Source organism: Synechococcus sp. RS9902 (assembly GCF_014279635.1).
GTDB lineage: Bacteria > Cyanobacteriota > Cyanobacteriia > PCC-6307 > Cyanobiaceae > Parasynechococcus.
This window is the reverse complement of record NZ_CP047949.1, coordinates 1,835,336-1,850,805: the sequence shown is the minus strand read 5'-3', so window position 1 is coordinate 1,850,805 and position 15,470 is coordinate 1,835,336. Positions and strand designations below refer to the sequence as shown.

Annotated in this window: 17 protein-coding genes and 1 pseudogene; 11 read left to right on the top strand and 7 right to left on the bottom strand. The window is 62.0% G+C overall.

Annotated features, from left to right (window positions below):
* Positions 1-3: 3 nt before the first annotated feature.
* A complete protein-coding gene (locus SynRS9902_RS10195; RefSeq protein ID WP_136987605.1) occupies positions 4-324 on the bottom strand; it encodes a multidrug efflux SMR transporter in 321 nt (106 codons plus the stop codon).
* A 71-nt stretch (positions 325-395) separates the two neighbouring features.
* On the opposite strand from SynRS9902_RS10195, the gene lepA reads away from it, so the two are divergent.
* Positions 396-2,207 (top strand): translation elongation factor 4, encoded by a 1,812-nt coding sequence (gene lepA, locus SynRS9902_RS10190; protein ID WP_186509040.1) that lies wholly within the window; start codon positions 396-398, stop codon positions 2,205-2,207.
* Positions 2,208-2,604: 397 nt separating this feature from the next.
* On the opposite strand, the gene SynRS9902_RS10185 is transcribed toward lepA, so the two are convergent.
* Positions 2,605-3,660, bottom strand: a complete 1,056-nt coding sequence (locus tag SynRS9902_RS10185; protein WP_186509039.1) for a histidine kinase dimerization/phospho-acceptor domain-containing protein — start codon at positions 3,658-3,660, stop codon at positions 2,605-2,607.
* A 29-nt stretch (positions 3,661-3,689) separates the two neighbouring features.
* On the opposite strand from SynRS9902_RS10185, the gene SynRS9902_RS10180 reads away from it, so the two are divergent.
* Both SynRS9902_RS10180 and SynRS9902_RS10175 read left to right on the top strand, forming a co-directional pair.
* Positions 3,690-4,562, top strand: coding sequence for an ABC transporter permease (locus SynRS9902_RS10180; RefSeq protein WP_186509038.1), 873 nt, complete (start codon positions 3,690-3,692; stop codon positions 4,560-4,562).
* A 19-nt stretch (positions 4,563-4,581) separates the two neighbouring features.
* Positions 4,582-4,797 (top strand): hypothetical protein, encoded by a 216-nt coding sequence (locus SynRS9902_RS10175; RefSeq protein WP_186509037.1) that lies wholly within the window; start codon positions 4,582-4,584, stop codon positions 4,795-4,797.
* 2 nt (positions 4,798-4,799) lie between these two features.
* Here SynRS9902_RS10175 and SynRS9902_RS10170 read toward each other — a convergent pair whose 3' ends face one another.
* Positions 4,800-4,973 carry a hypothetical protein gene (locus tag SynRS9902_RS10170; RefSeq protein WP_170950570.1) on the bottom strand — a complete coding sequence of 58 codons (174 nt, stop codon included), beginning with the start codon at positions 4,971-4,973 and terminating at the stop codon, positions 4,800-4,802.
* A 63-nt stretch (positions 4,974-5,036) separates the two neighbouring features.
* On the bottom strand, positions 5,037-5,726 hold the full coding sequence (gene trmH / locus SynRS9902_RS10165; protein WP_186509036.1) for a tRNA (guanosine(18)-2'-O)-methyltransferase TrmH: 690 nt from the start codon (positions 5,724-5,726) through the stop codon (positions 5,037-5,039).
* A gap of 95 nt (positions 5,727-5,821) precedes the next feature.
* On the opposite strand from trmH, the gene SynRS9902_RS10160 reads away from it, so the two are divergent.
* Positions 5,822-6,190: an MGMT family protein gene (locus SynRS9902_RS10160; RefSeq protein ID WP_186510612.1), complete on the top strand. Its 369-nt coding sequence runs from the start codon at positions 5,822-5,824 to the stop codon at positions 6,188-6,190.
* Between the two features lie 3 nt (positions 6,191-6,193).
* Positions 6,194-7,531 (top strand): 16S rRNA (cytosine(967)-C(5))-methyltransferase, encoded by a 1,338-nt coding sequence (locus SynRS9902_RS10155; protein ID WP_186509035.1) that lies wholly within the window; start codon positions 6,194-6,196, stop codon positions 7,529-7,531.
* Positions 7,532-7,540: 9 nt separating this feature from the next.
* Here SynRS9902_RS10155 and SynRS9902_RS10150 read toward each other — a convergent pair whose 3' ends face one another.
* Genes SynRS9902_RS10150 through SynRS9902_RS10140 form a run of 3 tightly spaced genes read right to left on the bottom strand, consistent with a single transcriptional unit; the run spans position 7,541 to position 10,769 of the window.
* Positions 7,541-9,592, bottom strand: coding sequence for a transglycosylase domain-containing protein (locus tag SynRS9902_RS10150; RefSeq protein ID WP_186509034.1), 2,052 nt, complete (start codon positions 9,590-9,592; stop codon positions 7,541-7,543).
* Positions 9,589-10,542: a chlorophyll synthase ChlG gene (gene chlG / locus SynRS9902_RS10145; RefSeq protein WP_186509033.1), complete on the bottom strand. Its 954-nt coding sequence runs from the start codon at positions 10,540-10,542 to the stop codon at positions 9,589-9,591. The genes SynRS9902_RS10150 and chlG overlap by 4 nt, the downstream gene beginning before the upstream one ends.
* A gap of 11 nt (positions 10,543-10,553) precedes the next feature.
* Complete coding sequence (locus tag SynRS9902_RS10140; RefSeq protein WP_114988478.1) at positions 10,554-10,769, bottom strand: DUF2862 domain-containing protein; 216 nt, start codon at positions 10,767-10,769, stop codon at positions 10,554-10,556.
* 56 nt (positions 10,770-10,825) lie between these two features.
* Here SynRS9902_RS10140 and hisF point away from each other — a divergent pair, with 56 nt between their 5' ends.
* The 6 genes and pseudogenes from hisF to SynRS9902_RS10115 all read left to right on the top strand — a co-directional run bounded on the left by hisF (position 10,826) and on the right by SynRS9902_RS10115 (position 15,449).
* Positions 10,826-11,596, top strand: coding sequence for an imidazole glycerol phosphate synthase subunit HisF (hisF, locus tag SynRS9902_RS10135; RefSeq protein ID WP_186509032.1), 771 nt, complete (start codon positions 10,826-10,828; stop codon positions 11,594-11,596).
* Positions 11,593-12,294: a bifunctional demethylmenaquinone methyltransferase/2-methoxy-6-polyprenyl-1,4-benzoquinol methylase UbiE gene (gene ubiE, locus SynRS9902_RS10130; protein WP_186509031.1), complete on the top strand. Its 702-nt coding sequence runs from the start codon at positions 11,593-11,595 to the stop codon at positions 12,292-12,294. Before hisF ends, ubiE begins: the two co-directional genes overlap by 4 nt.
* Before the next feature lie 79 nt (positions 12,295-12,373).
* Complete coding sequence (locus SynRS9902_RS10125) at positions 12,374-12,724, top strand: hypothetical protein (protein WP_114988475.1); 351 nt, start codon at positions 12,374-12,376, stop codon at positions 12,722-12,724.
* Between the two features lie 42 nt (positions 12,725-12,766).
* Positions 12,767-13,657, top strand: a complete 891-nt coding sequence (gene glyQ / locus SynRS9902_RS10120) for a glycine--tRNA ligase subunit alpha (RefSeq protein ID WP_186509030.1) — start codon at positions 12,767-12,769, stop codon at positions 13,655-13,657.
* A 60-nt stretch (positions 13,658-13,717) separates the two neighbouring features.
* Positions 13,718-14,017, top strand: a pseudogene (locus SynRS9902_RS13740) (competence protein ComEC); the annotation flags it as partial.
* Positions 14,018-14,117: 100 nt separating this feature from the next.
* Positions 14,118-15,449 (top strand): ComEC/Rec2 family competence protein, encoded by a 1,332-nt coding sequence (locus SynRS9902_RS10115; protein WP_255446109.1) that lies wholly within the window; start codon positions 14,118-14,120, stop codon positions 15,447-15,449.
* The last annotated feature ends 21 nt before the right edge of the window (positions 15,450-15,470 follow it).

The following is a 15,470-nucleotide window of genomic DNA, read 5'->3' as shown; positions in this document are numbered from 1 at the left end:
GGTTCATTCCCCCAGATTCACCAGCACCACGCCGGCGGTGATCAGGCCGATCCCGATCAACTGGGCGGGCTGGAGCATCTGGCTGTAAGCGAAGCGCCCCACCAGCACGATCACCACAGTGCCGATGCCGCTCCAGAGGGCATAGGTGATCCCCAGGGGAATGCTCAGCACCACCTTGGAGAGCAGGGCCATCGCAAGGGCATAGGCACTGAACACCAGCAGCGTGGGCAGCGGTCGGGTCATGCCTTCCGAAAGCCGCAGGCAGGAGGTGCCGATCACTTCAGCGCTGATCGCCAGCAGCAGCAGGGTCCAGGGATTGCTCATGACCACTGGTGCCGCTCCTTAGGATTGTGGCAAGGACGCTTTCAGGACCCGAGACGGGATTCCGCCGCTGCATGACCGACGCCCCCGTCTCACGGATCCGCAACTTCTGCATCATTGCCCACATCGACCACGGCAAGTCGACCCTGGCCGACCGTTTGCTGCAGGACACGGGCACCGTGGCCAACCGGGACATGCAGGAACAGTTCCTGGACAACATGGACCTGGAGCGGGAGCGGGGGATCACGATCAAGCTCCAGGCCGCCCGGATGAACTACACGGCGGCTGATGGTGAGGAGTACGTCCTCAATTTGATCGACACTCCCGGCCACGTCGACTTCTCCTACGAGGTGAGCCGTAGCCTCCAGGCCTGTGAAGGGGCGCTGCTTGTGGTTGATGCCAGTCAGGGCGTGGAAGCCCAGACCCTGGCCAACGTGTACCTGGCGCTGGACAACGATCTCGAGATCATTCCGGTGCTCAACAAGATCGACCTGCCCGGGGCGGATCCGGATCGGATCAAGGAGGAAGTGGAGGCGATCATCGGCCTCGATTGCGACGACGCCATTCCCTGTTCGGCCAAGACCGGCATGGGTGTGCCCGAGATCCTGCAGGCGGTGGTGGACCGGGTGCCCCCGCCGAAGGATGCGGTGGAAGAACCCACCAAGGCGTTGATCTTCGACTCCTATTACGACCCCTACCGGGGTGTGATTGTCTACTTCCGGGTGATGAGCGGCCGGATCAACTGCAAAGACAAAGTGCTGTTGATGGCCAGCAAGAAGACCTATGAGCTCGATGAGATCGGGATCATGGCGCCGGATCAGAAGAAGGTGGATGAGCTCCACGCCGGTGAGGTGGGCTATCTGGCGGCCTCCATCAAGGCCGTGGCTGATGCCCGTGTTGGCGACACGATCACCTTGGTGAACGCGCCGGCGGATGAGGCTCTCCCTGGTTACACCGAGGCCAAGCCGATGGTGTTCTGCGGCTTGTTCCCCACCGAGGCCGATCAATACCCTGATCTGCGCGATGCGCTCGACAAGCTGCAGCTCTCTGATGCGGCGTTGAAGTATGAGCCGGAAACCAGCAGCGCCATGGGCTTTGGCTTCCGCTGCGGCTTCCTTGGTCTGCTGCACATGGAGATCGTGCAGGAGCGTCTGGAGCGGGAGTACGACCTCGATCTGATCGTCACCGCGCCATCGGTGATCTACAAGGTGAACATGATCGATGGCTCGGAAGTGATGGTGGATAACCCCGCCACACTTCCCGATCCGCAGAAGCGCGAATCGATCGAAGAGCCCTACGTGCGTATGGAGATCTATGCGCCGAACGATTACAACGGCGCCTTGATGGGCCTGTGCCAAGAACGGCGCGGTGACTACATCGACATGAAATACATCACCACCGATCGGGTGACGTTGATCTACGAATTACCGCTGGCGGAGGTGGTGACCGACTTCTTCGATCAGATGAAGACGCGCACCCAGGGCTATGCCTCGATGGAATACAGCCTGATTGGCTACCGCAAGAACCAGTTGGTGCGCCTGGATGTGCTGATCAACGGTGAGCGCGCCGATGCCCTCACCACGATCGTCCATCAAGACAAGGCCTACAACGTTGGCAAGGCTTTGGTGGAGAAGCTGAAGGAACTGATTCCCCGCCAACAGTTCAAGATTCCCATTCAGGCCTCTATTGGCAGCAGGATCATTGCCTCCACCAGCATCAGTGCCATCCGCAAAGACGTGTTAGCCAAGTGCTACGGCGGCGACATCTCCAGGAAGAAGAAACTGCTGAAGAAGCAGGCCAAGGGCAAGAAGCGGATGAAGGCCATGGGCAAGGTGGATGTGCCCCAAGAGGCCTTCATGGCTGTGTTGAAGCTGAATGATGGCTAGTGGGAATTGAAGTTTGATCGTTTGAAGTCGAATGCAAATTGTATTGACTTCTTTATATCTTTCAAGAGAATGAATGCATTAAATATCATCAACTCGTATGTATTCGCCAGAGGTTTTGCTCGATAGAAGCTGCATCCACTCTGAATTAAGGCCTACGCTTGTTGTGTTGAGCTTGATTGATTTGTCACCATCGCTCACTCGCGATGCGTTTAGAGCAGCGTAGTGGTCAGCGACGGAGTCGTAATCATTGCTGCTCCATGTGAACCCATCGCGGTCTTTATTGGGTTTGCCATCAGATAAGAAATAGATTGTGTCTGTGAGTCTGTCGCTAAATGCGGCGTCCAATGTGTCCCACGGCATTGTTCCTCCCCAGTATTTGGGGTCGCTGTTGCTGAGGCTATTTACAAATCTGATGGCTGATTGTCATGGGGCGGCTCAGGGTGTTGCGGGCCAGATCCGCCACCTGTTCCAGTTGGTCAGCGAGGCGCACAGGCTCCTTGGTGATCGCCAACCGGCCGGAGTCGCCGCGGGAGAGGTCCAGCAGATCGTCCAGCAGCCGGCGCATGCGGATGCTTTCCTCCTCGGCGGTCTGCAGCCCCTTCACCTGGTTGGGGTTGAGGTTGTCGCCCCGTTTGATCGTGCGGTGCAGATAGCCCTGAACGATGGTGAGGGGGGTGCGCAGTTCGTGGCTCACGGTGCTCACGAACTGCCGTTGCTGGCTCCAGGATTGGGCCAGCCGTTCCAGGAGCTCGTTATAGGTGCGGCTCAGCTGCATCACTTCGATCGGGCCTTTGCCCAGCTGAAGTTTCGCGGTGGCCAGGGTGTCGGCGGTGAGTTGGGAGCTGGCGGCATTGAGCTGATCCAACGGCTGCACCACCCGCCGTACCACCCAGCTCACGCTCAGCAGGGTGATGGCCAGGCAGCTGCCCCACACCACGATCATCAACACCAGATAGTTGTTCAAGGCCTGAAGGTTGGAGCTGGCCCGTTGGGCCATCCACAGATGGGAGCCATCAGGCAGCTGCTTCACCAGCTCCGTCAGCAGCCGCTCATTGCCGATGTCGATCGTGCGCTGCAACCCCGGCTCACGGCCGGGGTTGGTGGCCATGGCGGTTTGGATGGCGGCCTCCGAAAGAGATCGGTGGATGCGGGGCCTCAGCAGCGTTCCGCTGTTGTCTTCGATCCAGAGGCTGGTGTTGGCGTTGGAGTGGAACAGCAACTCCTGTTCGAGCTGGGCGGGGTCGTTTCGCATGCCACGGATGGCTTTGTCGCAGAGCACGACGCTTTGGCGGGCCAACTGCTGGTCGTTGGCCAGCAGATTGCGCTGGCCGATCAGCAGACCCACCGATGAGGCCCCAGTGAAGCCGAGGAAGACCACCAGATAAGTGGCCAGCTGCAGCTGGCCTTGCAGGCTGCCAAGCAGCTGTTGTCGCCAGCGGTAGCGGGAGGCCATGGCTTCATTCTTCCGCGGTTCGGGAGACAATGCATCTGCCTGAGGCCAACCTGCCCGTGACCCGCAGCCTCTCCACCCGCATGGCCCGCTGGGGCCTGGTGATTGTGGGGATCTACCTGCTGGTGGCCTTGATCACGCCCTTGTTGGTGGGTGTTGGCATCCTTCCCGATGCCAATGCCGGCCTGGAGAACCCGATCTACTCCGGTCCCAGCTGGACCCATTGGTGCGGCACCGACCGGCTTGGCCGTGATGTTTGTGTGCGCACCATGGCCGGCAGTGGAGTGGCACTTCAGGTGGTGTTGCTGGCAGTGGGTGTGGCCCTGCTGGTGGGTGTGCCCCTGGGCATGGTGAGTGGTTATTTCGGTGGCGCCGTCGATCGCCTGATGGTGCTGCTGATGGACACGCTTTACACGCTGCCGGTGTTGTTGCTGTCGGTGGTGTTGGCCTTTCTGCTGGGCAAGGGCATCCCCAATGCCGCCGCCGCCCTTTGTGTGGTGTATGTGCCGCAGTATTTCCGCGTGGTGCGCAACCAAACAGCCCAGGTGAAGAGCGAGCTGTTTGTGGAGGCCGCCCAGAGCCTCGGGGCGGGCCCGCTCTGGATTCTGCGGCGCTACCTGTTTCGCAACGTGATCACCTCCGTACCGGTGCTGCTCACCCTCAATGCAGCCGATGCGGTGTTGGTGCTTGGGGGATTGGGATTTCTTGGCCTGGGCCTGCCGGAGACGGTGCCTGAATGGGGTGGTGATCTCAACCTGGCCCTCGCGGCAGTGCCCACCGGCGTGTGGTGGACGGCGCTGTTTCCCGGTCTGGCGATGTTTGTGTTGGTCTTGGGTCTGTCGTTCCTTGGCGAGGGCATCGAGGCTTGGGTGAGCAGCGCAGAAGCCCGGCCTGCGTCAGACTGACTCCATCGGCACCGGTGTGATGGCCTGGTGGATCAGCTTGCTGTTGCTGAGCATGGCCGCGTTGCTCTGGAAAAAAAGCTGCGACAGCACCGATGACGTGATCGCCTTGCTTGAGCGGATCCTGACCGCCACGTTGTTGCTGGTGGTTGTGCTGGTCAGCCGCAATCTGCTGCTCGAAACGGCAGTGTTAGTCGCCGCGGTTCAGTTGCCTGGGGTGCCGCGGCGACCGCGTTGATCTCAGGCTGGTTTCGGGGCCTTCACCTCACGGATCGAAATCCGGCAGGAGCTAGGGAAGATGGCGTGAGCCGCCTCCACGGCATGGCTGAGATCGTCGGACTGGAGCATTTCTTCGCCCCATTCGTTGCCGCAGTGGTAGGTGACCGCGTACTGGTGCAGCTGTTTGTTGTCCATTGCTGACAATCCGCTGCTTCGGTTATGGCCCAGGGTTCACTGAGATACAAGTTTTCCGTTGGATCAGCAGCGCAGCTTCACAGTTCGCGGCAACTCCTCCATCAGCTCTCCTTCCTCATTCAAGGGGGGGTAAGGCCTTTCCTGCTCCCGGCACCAGCGGGCCACATCGGGGTAGGACCACTCAAACAGCAACTGTTGGTATTGCTCTGGTTTCAGGCCTTCTCCTTGGGTTGGAGCCAGGCCGGCCACCTGGCGTTGGCGCAGCGCCTCAAACAGCAGGGTTGCGGTGGCCACTGACACGTTCAGGGACTGCACCATGCCCCGCATCGGGATGAACAGCGCTTCATCCATCAGGTCCCGGGCCTGATCGGTCAGCCCCCATTTCTCGGCCCCGAGCACGAAGGCGGTGGGGCCGGTGAAGTCACACTCCCGGTAGTCCTTGGCATCTACCCCGAGATGGGTTCCGTAGAGCCGGAACCCTTTCTCTTTCAGATGGCGGATGGCGGTTGCGGTGTCGGGATGGTCGTGCAGAGGCACCCATTTCTGGCTGCCCTGGGCCGTGCTGTTGAACGTGCGTGGTCGCCCGTCAAAACTCACCGCGTGGGCTTCCAGCGCCCCAACGGCATCACAGCTGCGCAGGATGGCGGAGAGGTTGTGCGGTTTCTCCACGTGTTCGAGCAGCACCGTGAGATCCGCCATGCGGTGGTTGAGCACGGATTTCAGCCGCTCAAACCGTCGCGGCAGCAGGGGCATGGGCGGTCAGTCGGGAGAGAGCAACAGGTGGGGTCCTTCCATGCTTTGGGGTCTGGAACGACAATCAAGAAGTCAGCGCTTCCGTCGCCATCCAGATCCCGCCCAAGGATCCCTCCGTTGAACCGTACGTCTCCGGCGGCACGTTTGATCAGCGTGTCTGGAGCCAGGTGGCCCGCATCCCCCACGGTCGCTTGGCGACCTACGGCCAGATCGCCGATTTGATCGGTGCATTTGGTTGTGCGCGTCAGGTGGGTTGGGCCTTGCGGCGGCTCAAACTCCCGTCCAGCGTTCCCTGGCACCGCGTCGTGAACGCTCAGGGCCGGATTTCGATGAGCCTCAGCCGTGAGGGCAGTGACTGGATCCAGCGGGATCTGCTGCTGGTTGAGGGCATTCCGGTGGATGAGGAAGGATGCTTGCCGCTGCGTCAGTTCCTCTGGCACCCGGACGCCCATGCTGGGGATTGATGCGTGTCGCTCTTGTCTGATTCGGCTCCGATTGGACTGCTGCCGCGCCGTCTCGCCTGGGATGTGTTGCAGGCGGTTGCAGCTGGGGCTTATGCCGATGTGGCGCTGGAGCGGGTGCTGCGGGAGCGGGACCTCAAGCCTTCGGATCGGGGATTGGTGACCGAGCTGGCCTATGGCGCGATCCGCCATCGGCGCACTCTCGATGCCTGGTTGGATCGGTTGGGCAAGGTGCCTGCCGCGAAGCAACCGCCCAAGCTGCGCTGGCTGTTGCATGTGGGTCTCTATCAACTGCTGTTGATGGAGCGGATTCCAGATTCAGCAGCGGTGAACACTGCCGTGGAGTTGGCCAAAGCCAGCAAGGGATTGGCCCGACTGGCCCCTGTGGTGAATGGGGTTCTGCGGGCGGCGCTGCGGGCGCGGGAGGCCGGCGAAATCCTGCAACTGCCCAATGATCTGCCGGCTCAGCTGGCCCAGACCCATTCCCTGCCAAATTGGTTCACCCAGTTGTTGATCGAGTGGCGTGGGGCGGAGGGGGCCGCGGCGGTGGCAAGCGCCTGCAACCGTGTGCCGGATCTGGATTTGCGGGTGAACCGGTTGCGATCGAGCCCTTCGCAGGTGCAGAAGGATCTGGCTGCCGCTGGCATCAACAGCGAGCCCATCGTTGGTTGTCCCGACGGCCTGCGCATCTCAGGCCACAGCGGCGATCTGCGCCACTGGCCTGGTTATGCCGAGGGCCATTGGTGTGTGCAGGATTGTTCGGCGCAATCGATTGCACCTCTGCTCGATCCCCAGCCGGGAGATCGCATCTTGGATGCCTGTGCGGCTCCGGGGGGCAAAGCCACCCATGTGGCGGAGTTGGTGGGAGATCAGGCGGAGATCTGGGCTGTGGACCGTTCAGCCGGACGGCTGAAGCGCGTTGCGGCCAATGCAGCCCGGCTTGGCCTCGCCTCCATCAATGCCCTGGCTGCTGATGCTGCCAATCTTTTGGAACAGCGCCCCCAATGGCGTGAATCCTTTCAGCGGATCCTGATCGATGCCCCCTGCTCAGGGCTGGGAACCCTGGCCCGTCACCCCGATGCCCGTTGGCGGGTGACGCCCCAATCCATCCGTGGTCTTTTGCCCCAACAACAAGCTCTCCTGGACGGGCTTGTGCCGTTGTTGGCACCCCAAGGCGTGTTGGTGTACGCCACCTGCACCATTCATCCCGATGAAAATCAGAAACAGATCCAGGCGTTGTTGAAGCGACATCCATCGCTCTGCCTGGAGCAGGAGAGCCAGCTCTGGCCGGATCAAGCCAGCGGAGGAGATGGCTTCTATTCGGCTGTGCTGAAGCGGGCTTAAGGCCTTGGATCAATCCCGGGTCCAGCGACGTCCCTGGCGATCAACGCTCCTGCCTGGCGAGCTATCTCTCCAGAGATAGGGGGTCTGGCGAGGCGGAGGCGCCAAGGGCGTGAGATCGGGCAGGCCGGTCTGCCCCGTCGGTTGAGCTCCATCAGGATCGCCGCTGCTATTCCCCTTCTCCTGCTCTGGTTTGGTCTTCGGTGGCTTGGCGATCGTTTTCGGGTCGACAGCCAAGCGCACTTTGCGTTTCAGCTTGGGTTTGTCGGGGAAGTTTCGGACGGGGATCTCGTCCTTGATCTGGAGCATGAACTGTTTCCAAGCCCATGCCGCCTCGCCGCTGGTGCTCTTGGTGGCGCGGTCGTCATCGTATCCGAACCAGACGCCTGTTGTGAGCTGAGGAATCGAGCCGATGAACCAGAGATCACGGGTGTTCTCTGACGTTCCCGTTTTGCCTGCCACCTGGCGATCATCGAGTTTGGCGGCGATGCCGGTGCCGCCGGTCACCACCCGCTGCAGCATCCAGTTCATGGTGTCCGCCACATCACTATCAATCGCTCGCTTGCCTCGGTTGTCGCTCAGGCGCCGGCTCCAAAGCAGTTCATTCTTCGGCCCACGGATTTCCTCAAAGGGGCTGGGTGAGAAGAAAACGCCGCGGTTGGCCATGCCGGCATAGGCGGCGGTCATGTCGAGGATGGTTTGCTCGTAGGCCCCGATGGCCATGGGGTAGTACTTGCCGAGAGGCCGATCGGTGCCGATGTTGAAGTTGTTGGCAACCTCAATGACGGCATCAAATCCAACGATGTCCTGCAGTTGAACCGCCACCGTGTTGAGTGAGTTCTTCAGGGCATCGGCCAGGGAGATGTTGCCGTAGTACTTGTTGCCAAAGTTTTTGGGGCAGTAGCCGTTCCAGCACCGCTTGGCATCAAACACTTTGGTTTCGGGCTTCATGCCCCGATCAATGGCCGCGGCGTAGGGAAACAGCTTGAAGGTGGAGCCCGGAGAGCGCAGTGCCAGGATGGTGCGGTTGAACTGGCTCTTGGAGAAATCCTTGCCGCCCACCATCACTCGCACCAGTCCGTTGCCGGGATCGATCGAAACCATCGCGCCTTCGGTGTCGAAGGGGGCATTGGCTCGAATCACCTGCTGAGCCTTCTTCTGCCAGTCGAGATTCAGGCTGGTGCGCACCTTGACCCCGCCCACCTCCAGTTGTTCTGGCGTCAAGAATTTGGGCAGCTCCTGGGCAATCCAGGTGGTGAAGTAAGGCGCTGAACTGTTGAAGTATTTGGGTGTTGCGGGCTTCAGGCCGAGGGGGCTGTTGCGACCGCGCTCTGCCTCGCTGGCGGAGATGAATCCGGCCTGGGCCATGCGGTCCAGAACGATCGAGCGCTGTTCCTTGGCCAGATCAGGGTTCACCAGGGGTGAATAAATCGATGGAGCTGGCGGCAGCCCAGCGATCATGGCTGCCTCAGGAACCGTGAGCTGCTCCGGGGTTTTGGAGAAGTAGATCCAGGCCGCATCGGCAACGCCATAGGCGCCAGACCCCAGGTAAACGTAGTTGAGGTACTGCTCGAGGATCTGCTGCTTGCTCAGCTGGCGCTCCAGCTTCATGGCCAGAGCCGCTTCCTTGAGTTTGCGGGTAATCGTGCGGTCCTGGCTCAAAAAGACGGTTCGAGCCAGCTGCTGGGTGATGGTGCTTGCCCCTTCCCGAACCGCGCCTTGGCGGACATTGGTGACGATGGCCCTGGCGATTCCCCAGCCATCAACACCGTCGTGCTGATAGAAGCGACGGTCCTCGGCCGCGATAAAGGCCTCAGCCACCGTTGGCGGCATCGCACCGGGTTTGACCTTCTCCCGCGTGGCTGGCCCCAGCTTCTGGATCACCTTGCCGTTGGTGGAGAGCAGGGTGATCGTTCCCGGCCGATTGAAACTGGCAATCCCCCGGGCATCCGGCAGCGTTGCATCCACCAGTTCCGTCAGGGCGCGCATGCTTAGAGCAGCGCCCACGCCCACTGCAGCTGCTGTGCCAGCGATCAGTGCCCAGTGCAGGCGGGAACGGTTCACATCACCTGGGTCAAGGGGCTATGGCCCACGGCCAGAGCGGTCACCAGCATGCCGAGCACCAGAAAGGGCTGGGCACTGGCCTGATATTTCACGTCAAAAGCCACCGGGTCTCGCAGCAGCCAAATGTCCTGGAAGGTGATCTGAGGAACGATCAAGAGAACCAGCAGAACCGCTGCAAAATGCTGGCCGATCCCGATCAGGACGGCAACCATCGCCAGCTGAAAAACATCGATCATCGCGGCGCTGATCCAACTCGCGCGTTCGATGCCGAACACCACCGGCAACGACTGAAGTCCGAGTTCTCGGTCGCCTTCAACGCTCTTGAAGTCGTTGACAACAGCAATGCCAAGACCCGCGAGGCTGTAGGCCAGGGTGAGCAGAGCTGTGCCCCAGGTCAGTTGCCCGAACAGAGCCTGGCCAGCCCACCATGGGAGTGCTATGTAGCTGGCGCCGAGGGCGTAATTACCCAGCCAACCGTTCTGCTTGAGCTTCAGCGGCGGTGCTGAATAGATGTAGCTCACAAGCGAGCCTCCCAACGCCAGCAGAAACACCACAGGCGTGGTGTGGCCGGCCCATCGGTCGAGTCCGTAGGACACGCCCAAACCGGCGAGCAGCAGCACCCAGATCTGCAGCTTCACCTGGCCCAGGGGAATCGCTCCCGACGGGATTGGCCGATACGGCTCGTTAATCGCGTCGATCTCTCGGTCGTAGTAGTCGTTGATGGTTTGTGTGAAGCCCGCCAACAAGGGGCCGCTCATCAACATGCAGGCGAAGGATGCGAGCACGTGATCCACACGCCACTCGTAGTTGCCGCTTGCTGCAGCACCACAGACCACCCCCCAGATCAAGGGGATCCAGGTGACCGGTTTCATCAGCTGCAGCCGCAGCTTCCAGATGTTGGTGGTGCCTGAGGCACCCTTCATCCCAAGCAGCTGACGCGCGTCGCTCACAGAGATAGTCCTCAGGCGGCGGCGATTTCGTCTTCGAAGAACCAGCTGGTGGAGCCATCGCTGAGCTCAACAACCACACCGATTCCCTTGCCGTCGACGGTGCGGAAATCCTTCACCGTGCCGTTGGCGTCCTTCTTAAGAAGGTCAACCATGGCCTGGGGAATGCGATCACGCACGCGGGTCACGCGAACCTTGGAGCCGATCGAGATGGCGTCAGCCTGGGACATGGCCTGCGAGGCTTGGAGAGTGGCGCAACCCTAACAGTCGCTTTTGCGCCGAATCGATGGTTGCTCTGCGTCTGATTCCTTGCCTGGATGTCGCCCGGGGACGGGTGGTGAAAGGTGTCAATTTCGTTGGCCTGCGCGATGCCGGTGATCCAGTGGAGCTGGCTTGCCGTTACAGCCGCGCAGGGGCGGATGAACTCGTGTTTCTCGATATCGCAGCCAGCCATGAGGGGCGCGGCACCCTGATCGACATGGTGCGTCGCACAGCTGAATCGGTCACGATTCCTTTCACGGTTGGCGGCGGCATCAGCACCGTTGAGGGAATCACCGAGTTGTTGCGGGCCGGTGCCGACAAGGTGAGCCTCAACTCCTCGGCGGTGCGGCGGCCTGAGCTGGTTCGGGAGGGTGCCGATCAGTTCGGTTGCCAGTGCATCGTCGTGGCCATTGATGCCCGTCGGCGCGATGCCGGTGGCTGGGATGTGTATGTGAAGGGAGGCCGCGAGAACACGGGCCTCGATGTTGTGGAGTGGGCCCAGCGGGTGGCTGGTCTCGGGGCTGGAGAGATCCTGCTCACCTCCATGGATGGTGATGGCACCCAGGCTGGTTACGACCTCGCCCTGACCAGGGCCGTGGCCGATGCGGTCCCCATCCCGGTGATCGCCTCCGGTGGCGCGGGCTGCCTGGATCACATCGCTGAGGCGTTGGACGTGGGCCCCGAGGGAGGCCATGCTTCCGCAGCCTTGCTGGCCTCGTTGCTGCACGACGGTGTTCTCACCGTGGAACAGATCAAGCAAGATCTGCTTTCCCGTGGCCTGACGATCCGTCCATGAAGCCTGGTGATCCCGCGGCGGTGGAACAGCTGTTTGACGCTGTCGCTCCCCGCTACGACCGCCTCAACGATGTGCTCAGTTTCGGGTTGCATCGCCAGTGGAAACGTCAGTTGGTGCGCTCCCTCAAGCCAGTGGCTGGCGAGCATTGGCTGGATCTGTGCTGCGGAACGGGGGACCTGGCCTTGGAACTTGGGCGCTGGGTTCGCCCCGCTGGCGCGGTGACTGGTCTGGATGCCGCCGCTGCTCCTCTGGAGCGCGCCCGCCAGCGCCAGCAGCAGCAGCCTTGGTTGCCGGTGACCTTCCAGCAGGGGGATGCCCTCGACACCGGACTGCCCAGTGCCTGCGCTGATGGTGCGGTGATGGCCTATGGATTGCGCAATCTGGCGGACCCCCTGGAGGGGCTGAAGGAACTGCGCCGGCTGTTGAAGCCCGGCGGGCGTGCCGGGGTGCTGGATTTCAACCGTCTGCCCCAGAGCGGCGCGGCGGCTGCCTTTCAGCGCTTTTATCTGCGTCGCCTGGTGGTGCCCGCTGCAGCCTCTGTGGGCCTACGGGAGGAGTACGCCTACCTGGAGAAAAGCCTGGAGCACTTCCCTAACGGGTCTGAACAGGAGCGGCTGGCACGGCAGGCGGGATTTGCCGAAGCGACCCACCGCTCGCTTGTGGCCGGACAGATGGGCGTTTTGACCCTTAGGGCATGAATCTTCACCTGCGTCGCTTGCGACACCCCCCGTCGCTGGCGTAGGAAAGCTGAAGAGAACGTTAAGGGGAGGTTCCGGTTTGGCGTTTCCGCTGCCGAAGCTGCTGCCCCGCATTGAAGAGCTGCTTCAGGAAGTGCAGTGGCTGGATGGCCTGATCCTGATCACCGACTCCGACCGCGCCTGTTTCGTCTCCTTCTCGCAGGTGGATCCACTGTTGCGTCGTCTGCGCCAGCGCCCCAAGGGGCCGGAGGTCGCTGAAAAGCTCTGCATGTCCTTGCTGGATTGCCATGGCAAGGGCGGTGCAAAGCCCGTCCTGGTCTTTCAGGGGGATGGCAGTTTCTGGCTCGGAATGATCGGTCCCAGCGGCAACAATCCGCATCGCCATCACGCCATCGCGCACTTGCACCGTTGCCTGGCTTTGGAGGGCTGACCGGCCACTGGGCAGAATCGGAACCCAGGACGCCCCGGCCCAGTGCATTTTCAGGACATCATCAGCACGCTCAACCGGTTCTGGGCGGACCAGGGCTGTCTGTTGCTGCAGCCCTACGACACCGAGAAGGGTGCCGGCACCATGAGCCCCCACACGGTGCTCCGGGCCATTGGCCCTGAGCCCTGGGCCGTGGCCTATCCCGAACCCTGCCGTCGCCCCACCGATGGCCGTTATGGCGACAACCCCAACCGGGCCCAGCACTATTTCCAGTACCAGGTGCTGATCAAGCCATCCCCAGATGGCATCCAGGAGACCTACCTGGCGTCACTGGAGGCGCTGGGCATCAAGGCCGCTGACCACGACATCCGTTTCGTCGAAGACAACTGGGAGTCCCCAACCCTCGGCGCCTGGGGTGTGGGCTGGGAAGTGTGGCTCGACGGCATGGAGGTGACCCAATTCACCTATTTCCAGCAATGCGGCGGCATCGATTGCAAGCCCGTTTCGATTGAGATCACCTATGGGCTGGAGCGGTTGGCGATGTATCTCCAAGACGTGGAAAGCATCTGGGACCTCAGCTGGAACAGCGAGCGCAGTTATGGCGAGATCTGGCTGCCGTTTGAAAAGGGGCAGTGCCACTTCAACTTTGAGGCCTCCAATCCCGAGCGGCTCAAGCAGTTGTTCGCCATCTATGAAGCGGAAGCGGCAGATCTGATCGAGAAGCAGCTGCCGGCACCGGCCTTGGATTTCGTTCTGAAGTGCAGCCACACCTTCAACCTGTTGGAGGCCCGTGGCGTGATTTCCGTGACGGAGCGCACCGCCACCATCGGTCGGATCCGCAACCTGGCCCGCAAGGTGGCCGAGGCCTGGCTGGCGGAACGGGAGGCTCTTGGTTTCCCGCTCTTGAAAGGGGGAACTCTCGAGGCAGCGGCCTGATGGTTTCTGCGTCGACGTCGTTCTGCTGATGCCATTGCCCTCTGTCTTCTGGCGCTCCTTGTGCTTCGAGGGGTGTTGTGGGGGGCGCCGACGCCGATCCGATCCGATCCATCTCGCCTGATCCAGACGCCACCGGCGGCCGTGGCGATCAGCGGGCGCTTGCTTGCCGATGTGCGCCGTTTTCCCTCGGGGTGTTCCGGTCTGTTGGAGGTGGATCGGATCGATGCTCGTCGGGTCGACGGACGAACCGAGCTGCAGTTGCCTGAGTGCCCTGTACCCCTGTTGCAGGGCTGGCGTGTCCAGGCCACGGGGGTGCTGAGGCGTCCGCTGTCAGCGGTACACCCGCTGTTATCGGGATCGGCAGAACGTCTGGCCCGCCAAGGCAGTTGGAGTCAGCTGCGAGTCGAGAGCATCGAAGTGCTGCAGCGTCCATGGACGCCGTTGGCTGATCTGCGGCGCGATGTTGCTCAACGGCTTGTCCCATGCCCTTGCGGCATCGGGTTTTCACCTCTCCGTACTGCTCGGCAGTGTGCTGATGCTGGCCCGCCGCTGGCCTCCTGGCCTGCGGCTTCCCCTGGCGGCCACGGCGCTGCTGCTGTTTCTCTGCCTTGCCGGAGCCCAGCCATCGGTGGTGCGGGCGGTGCTGATGGCTGCGATGGCCTTGCTGATTCGTGAGGCAGGTCATCACAGCCGTCCAGTCGGTGTGTTGTTGTTGACGCTCAGCGGCATGTTGCTGTTGCGCCCGGCCTGGGCCCTATCGATTGGTTTTCAACTCAGTGCGGCGGCCACCGCTGGGCTGATCCTGACGGCTCCTCGCCTCGAGAAGGCTGTTCAGGCGTGGTTGCCGGATCGCTGCCAGGGCCTGGCAGCAGCGTTGTCCATCCCTGTGGCGGCCTTGCTCCGGACCCTGCCGCTGCAGTTGCTCCATTTCGGTGCCATGCCGTTGTATGCGCTGGTTGCGAATCTGCTTGTTGCCCCGCTGCTGGCGCCGCTAACCCTGCTGGCCATGCTCTCGGCACTGTTGGTTCTCGTGGGGCCTACGGCTGTGCTGCCCCTGCTGCTGTGGCCTGTTCATCAGTTGGCGGGCCTGGTGATCACCATGGCCAGCTGGATCAGCCACTGGCCTGGGGCACAACTGCTCACCGGACGTCCCCAGGTGTGGGTGGTTGCCCTGCTGGTGCTGGGCCTGCTGCCTTGGTTGCTGGGGGCAGGGCCCTGTCGCCGCTGCTGGTCGTTGATCCCCCTGGCAACCGCCCTGCTCGTCTACGGCCTCGTGCAGTTGGGCGATGGTTTGGTGACGGTGGAGCGGTTTGATCGTCACTGGTTGCTGGCTCGCCATCGTGGGCGTGCCGCTCTGGTGAGCACCCATGGCGATGCGCGCAGTTGCCGGATGACCAAGAAGCTCGCCGCTGTGCACGGCCACGCCCGTCTGGACTGGGTGCTGTTTTTGGATCCTGTGGCCACAGACGTGCTGGCCTGCTGGCAAGCGCTGGCGCACCGCGTTGAGGCTCCCCAGCAAGGCCAAGCTCCCATCGCCATCGGCCAGATGCTGCGGAGCGATGGCCTCTCGGTGCAGCGCCTGCAGTCCCGCTCTGGAGCACTGGTGATGCGGGTGGGGCATCAGCGCTGGCAGCTGGTACCAAGCCCTCAGGCCTTGTGGGCATTGCAGCAGCGGCAGCGATCAGAACCCCGGCAAATGATCACCGGAACCTGGCTGGGGTTTAAGCCTTCCGCACCCCAGCGCCGTTGGCTTCTGAAGCATGGAGCAGGTGCCCGGTTCGTCGGCCTCTAAACTGCGAGCACGCCTGAGGGC